Consider the following 17,301-nt stretch of genomic DNA (forward strand, 5'->3'; position numbering starts at 1 on the left):
ACCGAGAGCCGGATGGGGAGAACCTGAACGACCGGACAGGATGACCCACCGAGGATCAGACTTCGAGCACCACTCTGCTCGTCCCGGTGTCGACCTGTCCGGCCCATGCGTCCGCGACGGTCCGCATCGGCAGCGCGGTCGCATCGACCGTGATGGTGCCGTCCGCGATGGCGCCGACGATGCCCGGGAGCTCGGCGACGAACCCGGACGTCCCCACCGATCCCTGCCCGCTGCCGACGATGGTGAGGCCGGACGCCCGGAGCGCTGCGGACGGGATCGGAGCCTCCTGGCCGGCCGTCGACCCGATCGCGATCCAGTCGAGGCGCTCGCCGCGGGCCTCGCGGGCGGTGACGAGCGTCCGCATGACCGCGGCGGCGGGCGCACCCCAGACGTAGTCGATGACGACGTCCACGTCGGACGCCGCGCGGCCGATCGCCTCGACGTCGTCGAGCGGGACGACGACGTCCGCGCCGAGCGCGGGGAGTCCGGCGAGCCGCTCCGCACTGCGGCCGCTCGCGACGACGTGGGACGCCCCGAGGTGCTTCGCGACCTGCACGGCGGCACGGCCGGATGCCCCGGTCGCGCCGAGCACGAGCACCCGCGCCCCGTCCGGGAACGCGATGCGGCGACGGAGCGCCACCCACGACGACATCACCGGGTTGACGCCGGCTGCGACCCGGGCGGGGTCGGCGCCGTCGGGCAGCACGACGCTCGCGCGGGGGTCCACCGCGGTGCGTTCGGCCATCGAGCCCCTGGTGTCGGACTGCACGGCGAAGTAGCGGAGCGTGCCGTCCGGGAAGCGCCCGACGCCGTCCACGCCCGGCACGAGGGGGAGCGCGCCCTCGCTCGTGTAGTGCGACCCGTCCGCCTGCGACCGGACGCGGGGGTGCAGGCCGGCGGCGACGACGTCGACCACGACCTCCGCACCGCGGGGTTCGGGTTCCGGGAACTCGGTCCACGTGGGTGCCGAGTCGAAGTGCGTGACGACCGATGCGTGCATGACTGTCTCCAATTGGTTCGTGTTGCGAATCAAATTAGTTCGCACAACGAAGTTCGTCAAGTAGGCTCGGTCCATGGACACCACCGAGCAGGACCGCCTCGTCGACGCCCTCGGCCACGCGGCGTTCACGACCATGGGATCGCTGACCGGGCTGGCGGCCGACGCCGGGTTGTCCCTGACGCAGCTCCGGGTGCTCGCGATCCTGCGTGACCGACGCCTGCGGATCGGCGACCTGGCCGAGTACCTCGGGCTCGAGAAGTCCACGATGACCGGCCTCGTCGCCCGTGCCGAGAAGAAGGAACTGCTCGCGCGCGTCCCGAACGCGGACGACGCGCGCGCGGTCGACGTGGTGCTCACCGACCGCGGGCACGAGGTGGCCGCCGCGCTCGAGGCGGCCATGCGTGACGCGCTCCTGCCGCTCACCGAGCGGCTGCCGTCGGCGGACCGCCGTCGGCTCCGCGAGCTGCTGGAGCGCATGCTGCGCTGACGTGCGAGGGTCCGGCAGGTGCTCTGGTCGCGCCAGCGCCGGACGGGAGGCTCGTGCCGGGGCCGCCACGAGCCTCCCGTCCGGTGGCCGGCCGCGTCGATCGCCGTGGGACGCGCGCACGTGTCGTTGCGTCTGCAAGGAGCGACAGGGTCGCTGTCGTACGACAGCGACCCTGTCGCTCCCACGCGCCTGCAACTGTTGCGGACGCGTGGGGACGACAAGACCGATGTCGTACGACACCGACGCTGTCGTTCCGAGTCGGGTGGAGGGAACGCGGGTGCGGGGGCGGGTGCGGGGGCGGGTGCGGGGGTGCGGGAGGGGGCGGCGCACGCGGGCTCGCAACCGCGGCGCGTACTGTGCGCGCCATGCGCACCCGGACCGCAGCACCGATCGCGTCGTTCGCCCTGCTCGTCCTGGCGCTCGCCGGGTGCACCGCCGGGTCGGACGCCGACGAGTCGACCACGCGCCGCAGCGCCACCGCGGGGCCGGCGCCGACCGACCTGGCCACCGGCGAGGTCGCACCCACCGGAGCCGTCTCGGACGTCGTGCTGGACCTCGACGCCCCGTGGTCGGTGGTGCTCACCGACGACGACGTCCCGCTCGTCAGCCTGCGCGACTCCGGGGACGTGCTCGAAGTCGGGGACGACGGCGACACCCGCACGGTCGGCACGATCGAGGGTGTCCGGCACGGCGGCGAGGGTGGGCTGCTCGGCCTCGCGCTGCACGACGACGACCTGTACGTCTACTCGACGGGCGACGACGGCAACCGCGTCGAGCGCTACCCCCTCACCGGCAGCGCGGGGTCGTACGCCCTCGGCGACGCGACGACGGTCATCGACGACCTGCCCGCGAACAGCTTCCACAACGGCGGGCGCATCGCGTTCGGCCCCGACGACATGCTCTACGTGACCGTCGGCGACGCCGGCAACCGGTCGGAGGCGCAGGACCGGGACTCCCTCGCCGGCAAGATCCTGCGGCTCACGCCGACCGGGGAGGTCCCTGCCGACAACCCGTTCGACGGCTCCCCGGTGTGGTCGCTCGGGCACCGGAACGTGCAGGGGCTCGGGTGGGCCTCCGACGGCACGATGTTCGCGTCCGAGTTCGGCGAGAACACCTGGGACGAGCTCAACGTCATCGAACCCGGTGCCGACTACGGCTGGCCCGAGGTCGAGGGCACCGGTGGTGTCGATCAGGGTTTCGTCGATCCGGTGCAGCAGTGGCGGACCTCCGACGCCAGCCCGTCCGGCCTCGCGGTGGTCGATGACACCGTGTTCGTCGCGAACCTCCGCGGCGAGGTGCTGCGGTCGGTGCCCGTGTCCGACCCGTCGACGTCGCGGGAGTGGTTCGCCGGGACGTACGGGCGGCTGCGCACGGTGCTCGCCGGCCCCGGCGACACGCTCTGGTTCGTGACGAACAACACCGACGGCCGCGGCAGCACCGGGACCGGCGACGACCGGATCCTGTCGGTCGCACTGACCGACTGACCGGCTGGCGGACCGACGCACGGCGCGCGCGTACCGTCGGGGCCATGCCTGCTCTCACCGACACGTTCGTCATGTCCAACGGCCTCCACATCCCGAAGATCGGGTTCGGCACCTGGCAGATCCCACCGGGCTCCGAGGCCTACGACGCCACCCGCGTCGCGCTCGACGCCGGCTACCGCCACATCGACACCGCGGCCGCCTACGGCAACGAGGCCAGCGTCGGCGAGGCCGTCCGCGACAGCGGCGTCCCGCGTGACGAGGTCTTCATCACCACGAAGCTCCCGGCCGAGATCAAGACCGCGGCAGGCGCCCGTGAGGCCTTCGCGGCCTCGACGGCGGCGCTCGACCTCGGTGTGGTCGACCTGTACCTGATCCACGCGCCGTGGCCCTGGAGCGACATGGGCAGCGACCACCGCGCGGGCAACGTCGAGGTGTGGAAGGTCTTCGAGGAGCTCTACGACGCCGGCAAGACGAAGTCGATCGGTGTCTCGAACTTCGTCGTCGCGGACCTCGAGCACCTCCTCGCGAACACCGACGTCACCCCGCACGCCGACCAGATCCGCTGGTTCATCGGCAACACCCAGGACGACACGACGGCCTTCTGCGCCGAGCACGAGATCCTCGTCGAGGGGTACTCGCCGCTCGCCACCGGCGGCCTGCTGTCGAACACCGCGATCGAGGACATCGCCCGGAAGTACGACAAGTCCGTGGCACAGGTCGCCATCCGCTACCTGCTCGAGAAGGACGTCCTGCCGCTGCCGAAGTCCACGACCCCGTCCCGCATCGCGGAGAACGCCGACGTCGACTTCGTCCTGGCGCCGGAGGACGTCGCGACCCTCGACGCGCTGGAGGACACCACGGCGTGACCGCGAGTGGCGCCGGGACGGGGTCGTAGGCTCGTGGTGTTCGAAGGAGAACCCATGACGTCGATCACCGACCTCGTCCCGGACCCCGCCGCGCTCGAGCGCATCGCGACCGGCAGCACCTGGGCCGAGGGGCCGTGCTGGATCCCCGCCACCCGGACGCTGCGGTGGTCGGACATCCCGGGCGACCGGATCCTGCAGTGGCACGCGGACACCGGTACGACCGACGAGTACGCCGCCGCCGTCGAGTTCACGAACGGCCGGACACTCGACCGCGACGGCAGCGTCGTGCAGTGCTCGCACGGGAACCGCCGCGTCGAGCGCGACCGGGACGGTGTCGTCGAGGTCATCGCTGACGGCTGGAACGGCGTCCGGCTGAACTCCCCGAACGACGTCGTCGTCTCGCGGGACGGTGCCGTCTGGTTCACCGACCCGGCGTACGGCATCACCCAGCCGCGCGAGGGGCACCCGGGCGAGCGCGAGTACGGCGACCACTGGGTGTTCCGCTTCGGCCCCGACGGCGCTGACCTGCGTCCGGTGGTGCTCGACGCCGACGAGCCGAACGGGCTGGCGTTCGACCCGTCCGAGCGTGTGCTCTACCTCGCGAGCTCGTCCGGCGAGCGCCCGGTCATCCGCGCGTACGACGTCGACGGACACCGCGTGAAGAACGGCCGGGTCTTCGCCGCACTCGCGCCAGGTGAAGGCGCACCGGACGGCATCCGCGTGGACACCGACGGCAACGTGTGGTCGTCGTCGCACGATGGCGTCGTCGTGTACGCCCCCGACGGAACCCGCATCGGCGAGGTCCCTGTCCCCGAGGTCGTCGCGAACCTCTGCTTCGGCGGCGACGACGGGACGACACTCTTCATCGCGGCGACCACCTCGATCTACCGCATCGCCACACGGGCGAGGGACGCTGCTGCCGTATCCTGACCGGGCCATGCAGTGCGACTACTTCGACCGCGGGGTGTGCCGCTCGTGCACGCTCATGGGGCAGCCGTACGCCGAGCAGGTCCTCGACAAGGAGCTCCGGACGCGCGAGCTCCTGCACGACGCGGTCGAGGCCGCCGGGGGTCCCGGCAGTGTCGAGTGGCTCCCCGCGGTCACCAGTCCGGAATCCGGGTACCGGAACAAGGCGAAGATGGTCGTCGGCGGGTCGACCGAGCACCCCACGATCGGGATCCTCGACCACCGGCAGCGCGGGGTCGACATCCGGCATTGCGGGATCTGCACGCCTGGGATCCGGCAGGCGCTCCCCGTCCTCGCGGAGTTCGTCACGTCCGCCGGGCTGATCCCGTACGACGTCACTGCACGGCGGGGTGAGCTCAAGTACGTCCTCGTCACCGAGTCGCCGGACGGCGAGCTCATGGTCCGGTTCGTGCTGCGCTCCGAGGGGCAGCTCGCCCGACTCCGCTCGCGGCTCGGCGACCTGCTGCTGGCACTGCCGGACGCGGTGGTCGTCACCGCCAACCTGCTGCCGGAGCACAAGGCCGTCACCGAGGGGGACCGCGAGATCGTCCTCACCGAGCAGGAGACACTGCCCATGCGCTTCGGCGACGTGACGATGCACCTGCGCCCGCAGAGCTTCTTCCAGACCAACGCGCACGTCGCGTCCGCGCTGTACATGCAGGCGTCGGCATGGATCGACGAGGTCGCCCCGGCGTCGATGTGGGACCTCTACTGCGGCGTCGGTGGCTTCGCCCTGCACGCCGCCCGCCCTGGTCGTGCCGTGACCGGCATCGAGACCAGCGTCGAGGCCGTCCGGTCCGCGAAGCAGTCGGCACGAGAAGCCGGGCTGGTGGACGTCCGGTTCGCAGCGGACGACGCGACCGAGCACGCGCTCCGGTCCCGACCCGACCTGGTGCCCGAGCTGGTCGTGGTCAACCCGCCACGACGGGGCATCGGTCAGGCGCTGTCGGAGTGGATCGAGACGTCCGACGTCGAACACGTCGTGTACTCCAGCTGCAACCCGGTGACCCTCGCGAAGGACCTCGCGCGGATGCCGTCACTGCGGCTGCGCCGCGCGCGGGTCCTCGACATGTTCCCGCAGACCGGCCACCTCGAGGCGGTCACCCTCCTCTCCCGCGTCTGACCGGATCCGGTCCGGACCACGGCCGGACGGGAGGCACGGGTCGGCGCCGCCACGAGCCTCCAGTCCGGCCTTGCCAGGGGATTCGGATGTTCGTGTACCCGGGTACGGCGGATCGCCGCGTCCGCGGCGATCGGCGCGTACAGGTTCGGCGGAGGGGGACGACCGCCGATGGGTAGAACCATTTGTCTCAGTTTGATAACGACGCGGAGTTTCCTATGGTGGCCGACCGTGACGCCGGCGCGAACCGCTGCCCCCGGCGACACCTCAACAGACCGCGATCGGTCGGGGTGGGCAGCGACTACGCCGGAAACGGCGGGCGGCCCCGGTGGAGCAACAACATGAAGAAGACCACTCGTACCCGCGCCGTCCTCGGCGGACTCGCCTTCGCCGGCATCGCCGCGGCAGGCGTCGGGCTCTCGGCCCCGGCCAACGCGGCCGACGGATCCACGTGGGACGCCCTCGCGCAGTGCGAGTCCGGCGGCAACTGGGCCATCAACACCGGCAACGGCTACTACGGCGGCCTGCAGTTCACGCAGGGCACCTGGGCCGCGAACGGCGGCACCGGCAGCCCGGCGAACGCCAGCCGCGAGACGCAGATCGCCGTCGCCGAGCACGTCCTCGCCTCGCAGGGTTGGGGCGCATGGCCCGCCTGCTCCGCGAAGCTCGGGCTGAGCGGCACGACCGGAGCCGCCCCGGGCGCGATCCCGCAGCAGCAGGCTGCCCCGGCACCGGCTGCGTCCGCTCCTGCGGCCCCGGCGCAGAAGGCCGCTCCGTCGACCACGAGTACTGCTCCGAAGGTCACGGCCCCTGCCGCGCCGTCGAAGCCGGCCGCCGTGCCCACCAGCGGCAAGACCTACCAGGTCGTCTCCGGTGACACGCTCGACTCGATCGCCACGAAGCTGGGCATCGACGGCGGCTACAACAAGCTGTGGGCCGCCAACACGACCACGATCGACAACGCGAACCTGATCTACGCGGGTCAGACGCTGCAGCTCCCGGCCTGATCCCGGTCGACCGATCACCACGCGAACGCCCCCGTGACGCTTGTCGCGGGGGCGTTCGGTGCTCCGGTCAGTGCGGGTTGTCCTGCAGCCAGCGGCCGAGGTCGTCGGAGCGGAGCGCCGACGAGAGTGACTGCACCGCGCCGGCGTTGACCGCGACGTAGGACTGGCCGTCAGCCGACGTCCCACCGCCGGCGGTGGGCAACGTGAACGTCTGCAGGTCGCTCGGACGGACGTCGCGGAGGGACCAGCCGAGCCCCACGAGGGTCTGGAAGTCCAGGCCGGCATCCACCGACAGGTACTTGCTCGTCGCCGTGACGAAGTCCTGGACGCGTCCGGGGTTCGTGATCGTGCCCTTCGAGAGCACCCCGTCGATGACGCCGCGCATGAACGCCTGCTGGTTCTCCACGCGGGTGTGGTCGGCATCGGCAAATGCGTGCCGTTCGCGGACGAACGTCAGCGCCTGGGCGCCGTCGAGTCGGTTGGCTCCGGCGACGAAGTGCTGCCCGCGGACGGTGAAGTCCTTCGGTGACTGCACCGTGACGCCGCCGAGCGCGTCGGTCATCCCCTCGAAGCCGGCGAAGTCGATCTCGGCGACGTGGTCGATGCGGACGTCGAGGAGCTGCTCCACCGTCTGCACCGTCAGCGGGACGCCACCCCACGAGGAGGCGGCGTTGATCTTCGCGGTGCCGTGGCCGGGGACGTCGACCCACGAGTCCCGCATGATCGACATCAGGTACACGGCCTTCCGGTCGGCCGGGACGTGGGCGAGCATCAGGGTGTCCGACCGGCCGCCCGCGGCATGGTCGCCGTCCCGGTCGAGCCCCTTCCGGGAGTCGGAGCCGATCAGCAGGATGTTCTCCGCGCCGCCGGTCGCCGCCGGACGGTCCGCCTTCGGGAACGCGTCCGCGATGACGTCCGAGTTGCGGTCGTAGCTGCGCGCGAGGCCGCCGATGAAGACGCTGGCGACCACGGCGATGACCGCCGCGATGCCGACGAGTGCGCCGACGGTCGCGATGAGGGCGACGAGGAAGGGGCGACGACGACGGGCAGTGCGGCGACGAGGCATGCCACCGATGCTACGGCATGTGGTATGTCACGTGTGATGTGGTCAGGATCTGTGGAGGATCCGCCCCAGCGCTGCGCGCAGATCGGGATCGTCCGGCAGGATCTCACGCTCGATGTGCCGTGCGGTGTCCCACATCGTGCGCCCGTGCTCCGTGACGGTGACGACCCGGCGGCGACGGTCGGCGGGGTGTGGGCCGCGCTCGATCATGCCGTCGCGCTCGAGGCGCTCGAGCGTCCGCGACATCGTCTGCGGTTGGACCCTGGCCGTGCGGGCGAGGGTGTCCGCCCCCGTCGGCCCCGTGCGGATGACGATGTCGAGTGCGATCAGTGCGGCGTGCGGCAGCCCGATCGCGCGGAGTCGCTCGTCCCAGTCACGTTCGACCGAGCGGGCCGCGGCGGCGAGCAACCGGCCCAGAGGCCACTCGGCGGGGGCGTCGTCCATGGTCGGAGTCTACGGTCGTCGCCACTGCTGATCCGTCTAGTAATCAGCATGCTGAAGATCGGAGTACGCTCATCGACGTGCCCCGCTTCCTCCGCATCACCATCCCCGCGGTCGTCATCGTCGCCTGGCTCGTCATCGCGTCGATCGGCGGTCCCTTCTTCGGGAAGATCTCCGAGGTCTCGACCAACGACCAGACCTCGTTCCTGCCGGCGTCCGCCGACGCGACCAAGGTGCAGGAGCGCACTGCGGACTTCCGGGACCCGTCCGGAGCGCCTGCCGTGATCGTGCTCGAGCGCTCGGGCGGGTTCTCGGCCGCCGACACCGCTGTGGCCGCTGCCCTCGTCGGACGGCTCGGCGACCGCTCCGACGTCCAGTCGGTCAGCCCCGCGATCCCGAGCGACGACGGTGACGCCGTGGAGATCGTCGCCACGCTGACGACCGCGGCGGACACCGGGGACGCGGTCGAGGCGATCCGCGCGGACGTCGACGACGCGGTGCCCACGGGGATGCGCGGGTACGTCACGGGGCCGGCCGGGTTCACGGCTGACCTCACGGAGGCCTTCGCCGGGATCGACGGCATCCTGCTCGGCGTCGCGCTCGCAGCCGTCCTCGTCATCCTCATCGTCGTCTACCGCTCACCCCTGCTGCCGTTCCTGGTGCTCGGGACCGCGACGTTCGCGCTGACCGCGTCGATCCTCGTCGTGTGGGCCTTGGCGAAGGCGGGCGTCGTCACCGTCAACGGGCAGGTGCAGGGCATCCTGTCGATCCTCGTCATCGGTGCGGCCACCGACTACGCGCTGCTGTACGTGTCCCGGTACCGCGAGGCCCTGCGCGACCACCGCACCGGCTGGGAAGCGACGAAGGCCGCGCTGCGTGGGAGTCTCGAGCCGATCCTGGCCTCCGGCGGCACGGTCATCGTGGGCGTGCTCTGCCTGCTGCTGTCCGACCTCAACTCGAACAAGGCGCTGGGTCCCGTCGCGGCCATCGGCATCGCGTTCAGCCTCCTCGCCGCACTCACGCTGCTGCCCGCGCTGCTCCTCGCCTTCCGGCGTGCGGCGTTCTGGCCGCTCCGCCCCGTCCACGGCAGCGCACACCCCGTCGTCACCGGGCCGGACGCCACCGGGCTCTGGGCGCGCGTCGGCCGGCTCGTCGCGCGGCGCTCACGGGTCGTCTGGATCGTCTGCACCGTCGGGCTGCTCGCCATGGGGACCGGGCTCATCGGACTCAAGGCGGACGGGGTCCCGCAGAGCGACCTCGTGATCGGGCAGTCGCAGGCCAGGGACGGTCAGGACGTGCTCGCCGATCACTTCCCGGCGGGGTCGGGAAGCCCGGCGCAGGTGATCGGCTCGGCGGACCGGATCGATCGGTTGGCGTCGGCGATCCGCGGTGTCGACGGTGTCGGCGAGGTCGTCGCGGTGTCGAAGGACTCCCCGTCCGGCACCGTGTCGATCGGGTCGTCGGACTCGCCGACGGTGTCGGACGGTGACGTCCTGCTGCAGGCCACGCTCACCTCCGCGGCCGACTCGGACGCCGCGGAGCAGACGATCAGGGACATGCGGACCGCGGTGGAACGCGTCGACCCGTCCGCGATCGTCGGCGGTGTGACCGCGACCGCCGTCGACACGAACGACACCGGCATCCGGGACCGGTCGGTGATCATCCCGGTCGTGCTCGTCGTCATCCTGCTGATCCTGATGCTGCTGCTCAGGAGCATCGTCGCGCCGCTCGTGCTGATCGGCAGCGTGATCGTGTCGTTCGCGGCGGCGCTCGGCGTCGGGGCGCTCGTGTTCGACCACGTGTTCCACTTCCCCGGGGCCGACCCGTCCGTGCCGCTGTACTCGTTCGTGTTCCTCGTGGCGCTCGGGGTCGACTACAACATCTTCCTCATGACCCGGGTGCGCGAGGAGACGATCCGGTCCGGTCCGCACGAGGGCGTGCTCCGCGGGCTCGGCGTCACCGGCGGCGTGATCACGTCCGCCGGCGTGGTCCTCGCGGCGACGTTCGCAGCCCTCGGGGTGATCCCCATCCTGTTCCTCGTGCAGATCGCGTTCGTGGTCGCGTTCGGGGTGCTGCTCGACACGATCGTGGTCCGTTCGCTGCTCGTCCCGGCGCTGGCGTACGACCTCGGGCGGCACGCGTGGTGGCCGTCGCGGCTGTCGCGTCGAACTGCCGACGATCCTGTCGCGGCGACGAGCCGACATGTGACACGCTGAGCGCATGCCAGTTCCCTCGACGCAGCCCGCAGCAGAGCGCAAGCTCCTCCGTGACACCGTGCAGGACAAGATCCGCGACGCGATCATGGACGGCACGCTCGAGCCGGGGGAGCGCCTGAACGACGACGACCTCATCGCGTGGCTCGGCGTCTCGCGCACCCCGATCCGCGAGGCCCTCGCGGAGCTCGCCCGCTCCGGCCTGATCGAGATGGCGCCGAACCGGTACACCCGGGTCGCCGCTCCGGCCAAGGACGAGCTCCTCGACGCCTACCGGACGCTCGGCGTGATCTACGGCGGTGTCGTCCGGCTCGCGGTCCCGCGGTTCACCGACGCCGAGCGCAAGAAGATCGTGAAGATGCTCGACGACGTCGTCGCTCGCGTCGGCAAGGACGAGCAGTCCGAGGTCGCGCACGACGGAGCCGACATCTACTCGATGTGGGCGGATGCGTGTGGGAACCCCTCGCTCGAGCAGCTCTGCAAGTCGACGACCGACGGGCTCGCGTTCAAGCTCCGCGTTCCCGAGCTCGCCGAACTCGTGCCGGCTGACGTCATCCTGCCGGAGCTCGCGAAGCTGCAGGAAGCGGTCGTGGCGAAGGACCCGATCGCCGCCGAGCTCGCGATGGAGGCCGTGCACCTGCTGCCGTCGCGCGGCTGACGACACCGTCGAGCCCCCGCGCCGAGCGTCGCGGGGGCGGTGGGACACGTGTGGGTCAGAGCGTCCCGGTGGCGGTGTTCCAGCGGTCGACGGTGTCGTCCAGGTCCTTCAGGACCGCGTCCCAGTCGGGACGGACGACGGTGACGCCGTCGAGCAGCTTCGTGACCTTCTCCGCCTCCGGACCGGTCGGCGTGACGTCATCGCGTGCCGGCAGCCCGCCGGCGACGGTGGTCGCTTCCTCCTGCACCTTCTCCGAGTAGAGGTAGTCGAGCAGCTTCTTGCCGGCGGCAGCATGCGGGGCGTCCTTGACGAGGCCCGCGACGTACGGCACCGACATGGTGGTCGGCTTGCCGTCCTCGCCGTCGAGGAAGAAGATCCCGAGGTTCGGCATCGACGCCTGCTGCGCGAGGTTCATCTGCACGTCACCGTTCGCGATCGACAGCTCGCCCTTGTCGACCTTCGCCGCGAGGGCGCCGGTCGAGTCGGACGGGCCGACGTTGTTCTCCTGCAGGTCCCGCATGTAGCCGTCGACGGCCTGCTTGCCGAGGACCTGCTGCGCGAGCAACAGCATCGCCGTGCCGTCGCCGGCGACACCCGGGGTCGAGTACTGCAGCTTGCCCCTGTAGTCGGCGTCGAGCAGGTCCTTCCAGGTCGTCGGGGCCGACGGCACGGACGAGGTGTTGCGGATGAACCCGATCACGTTGTCGACCATGGTCGTGTACGTGCCGTCAGCGGCCTTGTTGTCGTCCGCGACGTGCTCGGACCCGGCCGGCGTGTACTTCGCCAGGAGCCCCTGCTGGTCGGCCTGCTGGATGAACGGTGGCAGCGTCACGAGGACGTCGGCCTGGGTGTTCGTCTTCTCCTTGGCGGCGCGCTGCACGACCTCCCCTGAACCCGCTTCGACGACGTTCACGGTGATGCCGGTGTCTTTCCGGAAGTCGGCGAACACGGTCTTGTAGAACGACGAGTCCCCGTCGTTCAGCCCGTCGGCGGTGTAGAGCGTGACGGTCTTCGAGTCGGAGCCGGTGCTGGCGGCGCCGGTCGCGGAGCAGCCCGCGAGGACGGCGACGGTGGCGACGGCGGCGATGCCGGCGGCGACGCGGTGGCGGGGGGATCGGTGCATGGACATGGTTCTCCCTGAGGCGGATGTGGGGCGGATGCGATGGCGGATGCGGTGGGTCGGGCGGGGGTCAGGCGGCCCGGCGCGCGAGGCGGCCGAGGCCGAGCAGCACGACGAGCGTGATGCCCATGAGCACGACGGCCAGGGCCGCGCCCTCGTACAGGTGGATGCCGCGGCTCGTCATCGAGAAGACCTGCAGCGGCAGCGTGCGCCAGGTCGGCGGCGCGACCATCATCACGGCGGTCAGTTCACCCATCGACAGCGCCGTGCAGAGCGCGGCGGCGGCGATGAGCGCCGGGCGGAGCTGCGGGAGCACCACGGTCACGAGCACCCGGATCCCGGATGCCCCGAGTGCCGCGGCCGACTCCTCGTAGCGTCGGTCGAGCCGTGCGACCGCCGCGGCGATCGGCTGGTGGGCGATGGCGCTGACGAGCACCACGTGGGCGACGAGGACGATCCACACGGTGCCGTTCAGCGGGACGGGGCCGGTCGAGAACGCGATGAGGATCGCGAGCCCGATCGCCACCGACGGCACGGCGACGGGCAGCAGGAACGCGGCGTCGACGACCGGGCGGAGTCGGGGGAGTGCACGGGCACCGAGCGCGGCCGAGGTGGCGAGCGCGATCGCGACCAGGGTGGCGACCACGGCGGTGGCGAGCGACGCCCCGACCGCGCCGAGCGTGCCGGACTCCCCGAAGACCGCCACGAAGTTGCCGAGCGTGATCCCGGACGGGAGCGCCCCCGACCACGACGACGCGAGCGAACCGAGCAGCACGGCGCCGAACGGCAGCGCGAACACGGTGAGCAGCAGGGCGATCGCGATGGCCTGTACGGTGCGGCGGACGGCAGCGCTGCGGACCAGCATCAGCGCACCCCCGCCCGCGTCACGCGCCGTGCGACCAGGTACAGCCCGATCGAGACGGCGACGTTGACGACCGCGGCGATGGCGGCGGTCTGGTACTCGCCGCGGCCGATCGCCTGGCTGTACACCAGGGTCGGCAGGGTCTGCACGTCCTTCGCCCCCGTGAACAGGACGATCCCGAACTCGTTGAGCGAGTACATGAGCACGAGCGCCCCGCCCGCGGCGATCGCCGGCAGCACCTCGGGCAGCACGACGGTCCTCATGATCCGCCACGGCCCGGCCCCGAGCGACTCGGCGACCTCCACCTGGCGACGGTCGACGTTCTCGAGTGCGCCGAGCACCGGGCGGAGCACGAAGGGCGTGAAGTACACGACCTCGGCGAGGACGACGCCCCACTGTCCGTCGAGCAGGTGCACCGGTCCGAGGCCGATCGCCGCGAGGCCGCCGTTGACGACGCCGACGTCGCCCCAGACGAACACCAGCGCGAGCGTGATGAGGAACGAGGGGAACGACACCGCGACGTTGAGCGCCCCGACGACGAAGCCGGTCCCGGGGAACGGCACGAAGGCGATGACGAGTGCCAGGAACGTGCCGAGGGCGACGCAGCCGATGGTCGTCAGTACGCCGATCCGGACGGTGGTCCAGATCACGTCGAGGAACACCGGGTTGCCGAAGAGCTCGCTCCACCTCGCCAGGTCGACGGTCCCGAGGTCGTCGTGCACCGCGTTCGACAGCAGCAGGACGAGTGGGTACACGCCCAGGACCAGCAGGACGGCGAGCGGAAGGAGCGCTGCCACGGCCGGACCGGCGACCCGGTTGCGGGGCCGTGGCATGGCGGGTGGTGCGCCGATGACGGCGGTCACGGCATGCTCCTGGCGAGGGTGTGCCGGGAGGCTCGGCTCGACCCGGGCACGGCCGCTTCCGCAGTCCCGTGGTCGGGTCGCATGGCCGTGGCCGGGTCGCGGACGACCACCACGTCGTGCGGCTCGAAGCCGAACCGCACCGTCGAACCGACGGTCGGCGGCACGCTGAGCTCGAGGAGCTCGGCGGCGAACGACTGCGTGCCGATCGTCCCGGTGACGTGGTGGGTCGCCCCGCGCCACTGCACGTCAGTCACCGTCACCGCGAGCTCGTTCGTGCCGTGTTCGTCGCCGCACAGCAGCCGGACGCGGTGGGGGCGGACCGACAGGCGGACGGTGGAGCCGCCGCGGACGGGCTCGACGAGCCGGAGCGCGGACGGGGCCCCGTGGACGAGGACCTCGTGGTCCCCGGCGACCGTGCCCTCGAGGACGTTCGACGCCCCGAGGAACCGGGCGGTGAATGCGTACTCCGGGTCGCGGTAGAGGCTCTCCGACGCGCCGTACTCGACGAGCCGGGCGTCGGCCATCACGGCGATGCGGTCAGCCAGCGCGAGCGCCTCGTTCTGCCCGTGCGTGACGTAGAGCATCGTGACGTCCGGGAGCTCCCGGTGCAGCCGTGCGAGTTCGGCGAGCATCCCCGAGCGGAGCTGCGCGTCGAGGGCCGAGAGCGGTTCGTCGAGCAGCAGGACCGCTGGCCGGGGCGCGAGCGCGCGGGCGATGGCCACGCGCTGCTGCTGCCCGCCGGAGAGCGACGAGGGACGACGGTCCGCGAACGACGCCATCCCGACCATCGCCAGCGCCTCGCGGACGCGCTCGGTGGTGTCGCGGCGACGGACCCCTCGTGACCGGAGCCCGTACGCGACGTTCTGCGCGACGGACATGTGCGGGAACAGGGCGTAGCTCTGCACGACCATCCCGATGCCGCGGTCGCGGGGTGCGACCGACGTGACGTCCCGGCCGCCGAGGAGCACCTGCCCCGACGCCGGCGCCTGGAACCCCGCGACGGCGCGCAGCGCGGTGGTCTTGCCGGCACCGGACGGGCCGAGCAGGGCGACGATCTCGCCGCGCGGGACGGCCATCGTCAGCGAGTCGAGGATCACCCGGCCGTCGTCGCCGCGGACCGTGACGTCCCGGAACTCGATGCCGTGGGCGGTGGACCCGTCCGTCTCGGCGAGGCGAGCCGGGCGGTCGGCGCTCACCGTGCCTCCAGGACGGCCGGGACGGCCAAGCCGAGCAGGGACGGGAGGTCCGCGATCGACGCGAGCACGTGCGTGGCCCCCGCGGCGCGGAGGGCTGCCTCGTCGTGCGCGCCCGTCAGGACCCCGACGGAGGCTGCTGCGCCGGACCGGACGCCCGACAGGACGTCGTTCGCGGTGTCACCGACGACCACCATCTGCTGCACGGACTCGGTCTCCGTGCGGATCAGCGCGGTGAGGGGCATGTCCGGGAACGGGCGGCCGCGACCGGCGTCCGCCGGCGTCAGCACCACGTCGACGATGTCGGTCCAGCCGAGCGACGCGAGCAGTGCCTCCTGCGTCTCGGCGGAGAACCCGGTGGTGAAGGCCGTTCGGACACCGGCGGCGCGCAGCGCGTGGATCGTGTCGGCCGCGCCGAGGATCGGCTCGCACCCGCCGGACGCGACGATCTCGCGGTACGCGGACTCGAACGCGGCGTTCGCGCGCCGGGCGAGGTCCTCGTCACCGTTCGCCAGGTGCCGGAACACCACGATCTTCGAGTAGCCCATGGTGTCGCGGACGTACTGCAGCATGTCCCGGCGGCCGGCGTCGTCGGCGGCGAGCCCGACGGCGGCGTCAGCGGCGAGGAAGGCGCGCTCGACGGTGCCGTCGTCGCTGACGGTCGTGCCGGCCATGTCGAGGACGACGAGCGTGATGGGGGTGTCGATGGTCATCGGGTCTCCTGGAGGGTGGTCGTGACGGGGCTCGACGGCAGGGTCCCCGCCGCGATGTCGGCGGCGGTGCCGTCGAAGGTGAAGGGGGCGATGCCGAGTCCGGTCGTCATGCCGATCCCGCTCGCGACGGTGACGACGTGCACACCCGGCTCCGGCTGCTCGATGACGAACTCGCGGTCGGGCGACGAGGCGTAGACGCCCTGCCAGCGCTCGACGACCGGGACGTCCTCGACGCCGAACAGCCGCTTCGTCTCGCGGATGACCAGGTCGAACCCGGCTTCGGACTCGAACGGCGTCGCATCGATCCCGCGCTCGTGGGTGTCGCCGAGGATGAGCGACCCGTCGACGTGCTGCGTGACCATCTGGTTGAGGTCGAGCGCGACCCCCTCCGGCATCTCCCGCTGCAGCCGATCACGCAGTGCGTCGGCGCTCGGCTGGGTCGCGAAGCCCGAGTAGCGGAGCAGCGACCAGCCGGTGAAGAGCGGGGCGACGAGGGGTGCCCGGAGCGCCGGCGTCGCCCGGAGCATGTGCAGTCGGCAGCGCACCAGGCGGGCGCGCTCGGCGATCTCCGGGAACAGGCGGTCGAGGTCGTGGTTCGTGGCGACGACGACGGTCGCTGCGGCGATGTCGCCGCGGGTGGTGGCGAGGGTCCCGCTGGTCACGCCGGTCGCGCTGGTGCGCCAGCGGAAGTCGACGCCCTCGGCCGCCAGGAACGCGGCGATCGCGGGCGTCGCGGTGCGCGGGTCCACCTGCAGGTCGGCCGGGAGGAACGCCCCGCCGACGACCTCGTCCGGGGCGACCGGGATGCGGGCGGTGGCAGCGGTGGCGGTGAGCAGCTCGACCGGACCGCGGGTGGCGGCCGCGAACTCCTCGACGACCGCCAGCTCTTCCGGCCGGCGGGCGACGACCAGCGTGCCGGTCTCGCGGGCCGTGAAGCCGGCGCGGACCGCGAGCTCGAGCCAGCGGCCGCGCGCCTCGTTCGCGAACACCGCGGCCGCCCCGGTCTGCGGGGTGATGCAGGCGTGGCCGAAGTTCCGGACGGAGGCGCCGTGCGGGCCGGCTGCGGCGTCGACGACGACGACACGGAGGCCCCGGCGGTGGGCTTCCCAGGCGTGGGCGAGCCCGACGATGCCGGCGCCGACGATCGCGACGTCGTGGTGGGACGTGGTGGACATGTCTAGGACGATTCCACACGATCACGCCACATGGGTATACAACTACGGGATCGTCATGCTCTGTTCACCA

General features: G+C 71.8%; 17 protein-coding genes. 8 read left to right on the forward strand and 9 right to left on the reverse strand.

Annotated features, from left to right (window positions below; all coding sequences use genetic code 11):
• Positions 1 to 55 precede the first annotated feature (55 nt).
• Positions 56 to 1,000 (reverse strand): zinc-binding dehydrogenase, encoded by a 945-nt coding sequence (locus ACIPJ2_RS04920; RefSeq protein ID WP_402727813.1) that lies wholly within the window; start codon positions 998 to 1,000, stop codon positions 56 to 58.
• Positions 1,001 to 1,073: 73 nt separating this feature from the next.
• On the opposite strand from ACIPJ2_RS04920, the gene ACIPJ2_RS04925 reads away from it, so the two are divergent.
• The 6 genes from ACIPJ2_RS04925 to ACIPJ2_RS04950 all read left to right on the forward strand — a co-directional run bounded on the left by ACIPJ2_RS04925 (position 1,074) and on the right by ACIPJ2_RS04950 (position 6,930).
• Positions 1,074 to 1,487 (forward strand): MarR family winged helix-turn-helix transcriptional regulator, encoded by a 414-nt coding sequence (locus tag ACIPJ2_RS04925; protein WP_402727814.1) that lies wholly within the window; start codon positions 1,074 to 1,076, stop codon positions 1,485 to 1,487.
• Positions 1,488 to 1,852: 365 nt separating this feature from the next.
• A complete protein-coding gene (locus ACIPJ2_RS04930; protein WP_402727815.1) occupies positions 1,853 to 2,971 on the forward strand; it encodes a PQQ-dependent sugar dehydrogenase in 1,119 nt (372 codons plus the stop codon).
• A 44-nt stretch (positions 2,972 to 3,015) separates the two neighbouring features.
• Positions 3,016 to 3,837, forward strand: a complete 822-nt coding sequence (locus tag ACIPJ2_RS04935; protein ID WP_402727816.1) for an aldo/keto reductase — start codon at positions 3,016 to 3,018, stop codon at positions 3,835 to 3,837.
• Positions 3,838 to 3,891: 54 nt separating this feature from the next.
• On the forward strand, positions 3,892 to 4,767 hold the full coding sequence (locus tag ACIPJ2_RS04940; RefSeq protein WP_402727817.1) for an SMP-30/gluconolactonase/LRE family protein: 876 nt from the start codon (positions 3,892 to 3,894) through the stop codon (positions 4,765 to 4,767).
• A gap of 7 nt (positions 4,768 to 4,774) precedes the next feature.
• On the forward strand, positions 4,775 to 5,926 hold the full coding sequence (gene rlmC / locus ACIPJ2_RS04945) for a 23S rRNA (uracil(747)-C(5))-methyltransferase RlmC (protein ID WP_402727818.1): 1,152 nt from the start codon (positions 4,775 to 4,777) through the stop codon (positions 5,924 to 5,926).
• A 338-nt stretch (positions 5,927 to 6,264) separates the two neighbouring features.
• Entirely contained in the window at positions 6,265 to 6,930 is a 666-nt protein-coding gene (locus ACIPJ2_RS04950) for a transglycosylase family protein (RefSeq protein WP_402727819.1), read from the forward strand.
• A gap of 67 nt (positions 6,931 to 6,997) precedes the next feature.
• Here ACIPJ2_RS04950 and ACIPJ2_RS04955 read toward each other — a convergent pair whose 3' ends face one another.
• Together ACIPJ2_RS04955 and ACIPJ2_RS04960 are read right to left on the reverse strand one after the other, a co-directional pair.
• Positions 6,998 to 7,996: an LCP family protein gene (locus ACIPJ2_RS04955; protein WP_402727820.1), complete on the reverse strand. Its 999-nt coding sequence runs from the start codon at positions 7,994 to 7,996 to the stop codon at positions 6,998 to 7,000.
• 42 nt (positions 7,997 to 8,038) lie between these two features.
• Positions 8,039 to 8,437, reverse strand: coding sequence for a MarR family winged helix-turn-helix transcriptional regulator (locus tag ACIPJ2_RS04960; protein WP_402727821.1), 399 nt, complete (start codon positions 8,435 to 8,437; stop codon positions 8,039 to 8,041).
• A gap of 77 nt (positions 8,438 to 8,514) precedes the next feature.
• On the opposite strand from ACIPJ2_RS04960, the gene ACIPJ2_RS04965 reads away from it, so the two are divergent.
• Together ACIPJ2_RS04965 and ACIPJ2_RS04970 are read left to right on the forward strand one after the other, a co-directional pair.
• On the forward strand, positions 8,515 to 10,650 hold the full coding sequence (locus tag ACIPJ2_RS04965) for an MMPL family transporter (protein WP_402727822.1): 2,136 nt from the start codon (positions 8,515 to 8,517) through the stop codon (positions 10,648 to 10,650).
• A gap of 4 nt (positions 10,651 to 10,654) precedes the next feature.
• Entirely contained in the window at positions 10,655 to 11,305 is a 651-nt protein-coding gene (locus tag ACIPJ2_RS04970; protein ID WP_402727823.1) for a GntR family transcriptional regulator, read from the forward strand.
• Positions 11,306 to 11,360: 55 nt separating this feature from the next.
• On the opposite strand, the gene ACIPJ2_RS04975 is transcribed toward ACIPJ2_RS04970, so the two are convergent.
• From ACIPJ2_RS04975 to ACIPJ2_RS05000, 6 genes are all read right to left on the reverse strand, one after another.
• The gene (locus ACIPJ2_RS04975) at positions 11,361 to 12,428 is read right to left on the reverse strand and encodes a 2-aminoethylphosphonate ABC transporter substrate-binding protein (protein ID WP_402727824.1); all 1,068 of its coding nucleotides are present in this window, start codon (positions 12,426 to 12,428) and stop codon (positions 11,361 to 11,363) included.
• A gap of 67 nt (positions 12,429 to 12,495) precedes the next feature.
• Positions 12,496 to 13,290, reverse strand: coding sequence for an ABC transporter permease (locus tag ACIPJ2_RS04980; protein ID WP_402727825.1), 795 nt, complete (start codon positions 13,288 to 13,290; stop codon positions 12,496 to 12,498).
• Positions 13,290 to 14,150 (reverse strand): 2-aminoethylphosphonate ABC transporter permease subunit, encoded by an 861-nt coding sequence (locus tag ACIPJ2_RS04985; protein ID WP_402727826.1) that lies wholly within the window; start codon positions 14,148 to 14,150, stop codon positions 13,290 to 13,292. Before ACIPJ2_RS04985 ends, ACIPJ2_RS04980 begins: the two co-directional genes overlap by 1 nt.
• On the reverse strand, positions 14,147 to 15,346 hold the full coding sequence (locus ACIPJ2_RS04990; RefSeq protein WP_402727827.1) for an ABC transporter ATP-binding protein: 1,200 nt from the start codon (positions 15,344 to 15,346) through the stop codon (positions 14,147 to 14,149). Before ACIPJ2_RS04990 ends, ACIPJ2_RS04985 begins: the two co-directional genes overlap by 4 nt.
• Entirely contained in the window at positions 15,343 to 16,056 is a 714-nt protein-coding gene (locus ACIPJ2_RS04995) for a phosphonatase-like hydrolase (RefSeq protein ID WP_402727828.1), read from the reverse strand. The genes ACIPJ2_RS04990 and ACIPJ2_RS04995 overlap by 4 nt, the downstream gene beginning before the upstream one ends.
• Positions 16,053 to 17,231 (reverse strand): TIGR03364 family FAD-dependent oxidoreductase, encoded by a 1,179-nt coding sequence (locus ACIPJ2_RS05000; RefSeq protein WP_402727829.1) that lies wholly within the window; start codon positions 17,229 to 17,231, stop codon positions 16,053 to 16,055. The genes ACIPJ2_RS04995 and ACIPJ2_RS05000 overlap by 4 nt, the downstream gene beginning before the upstream one ends.
• Positions 17,232 to 17,301 lie beyond the last annotated feature (70 nt).

The sequence above is a fragment of the Curtobacterium sp. NPDC090217 genome (genome assembly GCF_044746705.1).
GTDB lineage: Bacteria > Actinomycetota > Actinomycetes > Actinomycetales > Microbacteriaceae > Curtobacterium.

Coding starts and splice junctions, on each gene's coding strand:
- ACIPJ2_RS04920 (WP_402727813.1), bottom strand. CDS start 1,000: ATGCACGCATCGGTCGTCACGCACTTCGACTCGGCACCCACGTGGACC.
- ACIPJ2_RS04925 (WP_402727814.1), top strand. CDS start 1,074: ATGGACACCACCGAGCAGGACCGCCTCGTCGACGCCCTCGGCCACGCG.
- ACIPJ2_RS04930 (WP_402727815.1), top strand. CDS start 1,853: ATGCGCACCCGGACCGCAGCACCGATCGCGTCGTTCGCCCTGCTCGTC.
- ACIPJ2_RS04935 (WP_402727816.1), top strand. CDS start 3,016: ATGCCTGCTCTCACCGACACGTTCGTCATGTCCAACGGCCTCCACATC.
- ACIPJ2_RS04940 (WP_402727817.1), top strand. CDS start 3,892: ATGACGTCGATCACCGACCTCGTCCCGGACCCCGCCGCGCTCGAGCGC.
- rlmC (WP_402727818.1), top strand. CDS start 4,775: ATGCAGTGCGACTACTTCGACCGCGGGGTGTGCCGCTCGTGCACGCTC.
- ACIPJ2_RS04950 (WP_402727819.1), top strand. CDS start 6,265: ATGAAGAAGACCACTCGTACCCGCGCCGTCCTCGGCGGACTCGCCTTC.
- ACIPJ2_RS04955 (WP_402727820.1), bottom strand. CDS start 7,996: ATGCCTCGTCGCCGCACTGCCCGTCGTCGTCGCCCCTTCCTCGTCGCC.
- ACIPJ2_RS04960 (WP_402727821.1), bottom strand. CDS start 8,437: ATGGACGACGCCCCCGCCGAGTGGCCTCTGGGCCGGTTGCTCGCCGCC.
- ACIPJ2_RS04970 (WP_402727823.1), top strand. CDS start 10,655: ATGCCAGTTCCCTCGACGCAGCCCGCAGCAGAGCGCAAGCTCCTCCGT.
- ACIPJ2_RS04975 (WP_402727824.1), bottom strand. CDS start 12,428: ATGCACCGATCCCCCCGCCACCGCGTCGCCGCCGGCATCGCCGCCGTC.
- ACIPJ2_RS04980 (WP_402727825.1), bottom strand. CDS start 13,290: ATGCTGGTCCGCAGCGCTGCCGTCCGCCGCACCGTACAGGCCATCGCG.
- ACIPJ2_RS04995 (WP_402727828.1), bottom strand. CDS start 16,056: ATGACCATCGACACCCCCATCACGCTCGTCGTCCTCGACATGGCCGGC.
- ACIPJ2_RS05000 (WP_402727829.1), bottom strand. CDS start 17,231: ATGTCCACCACGTCCCACCACGACGTCGCGATCGTCGGCGCCGGCATC.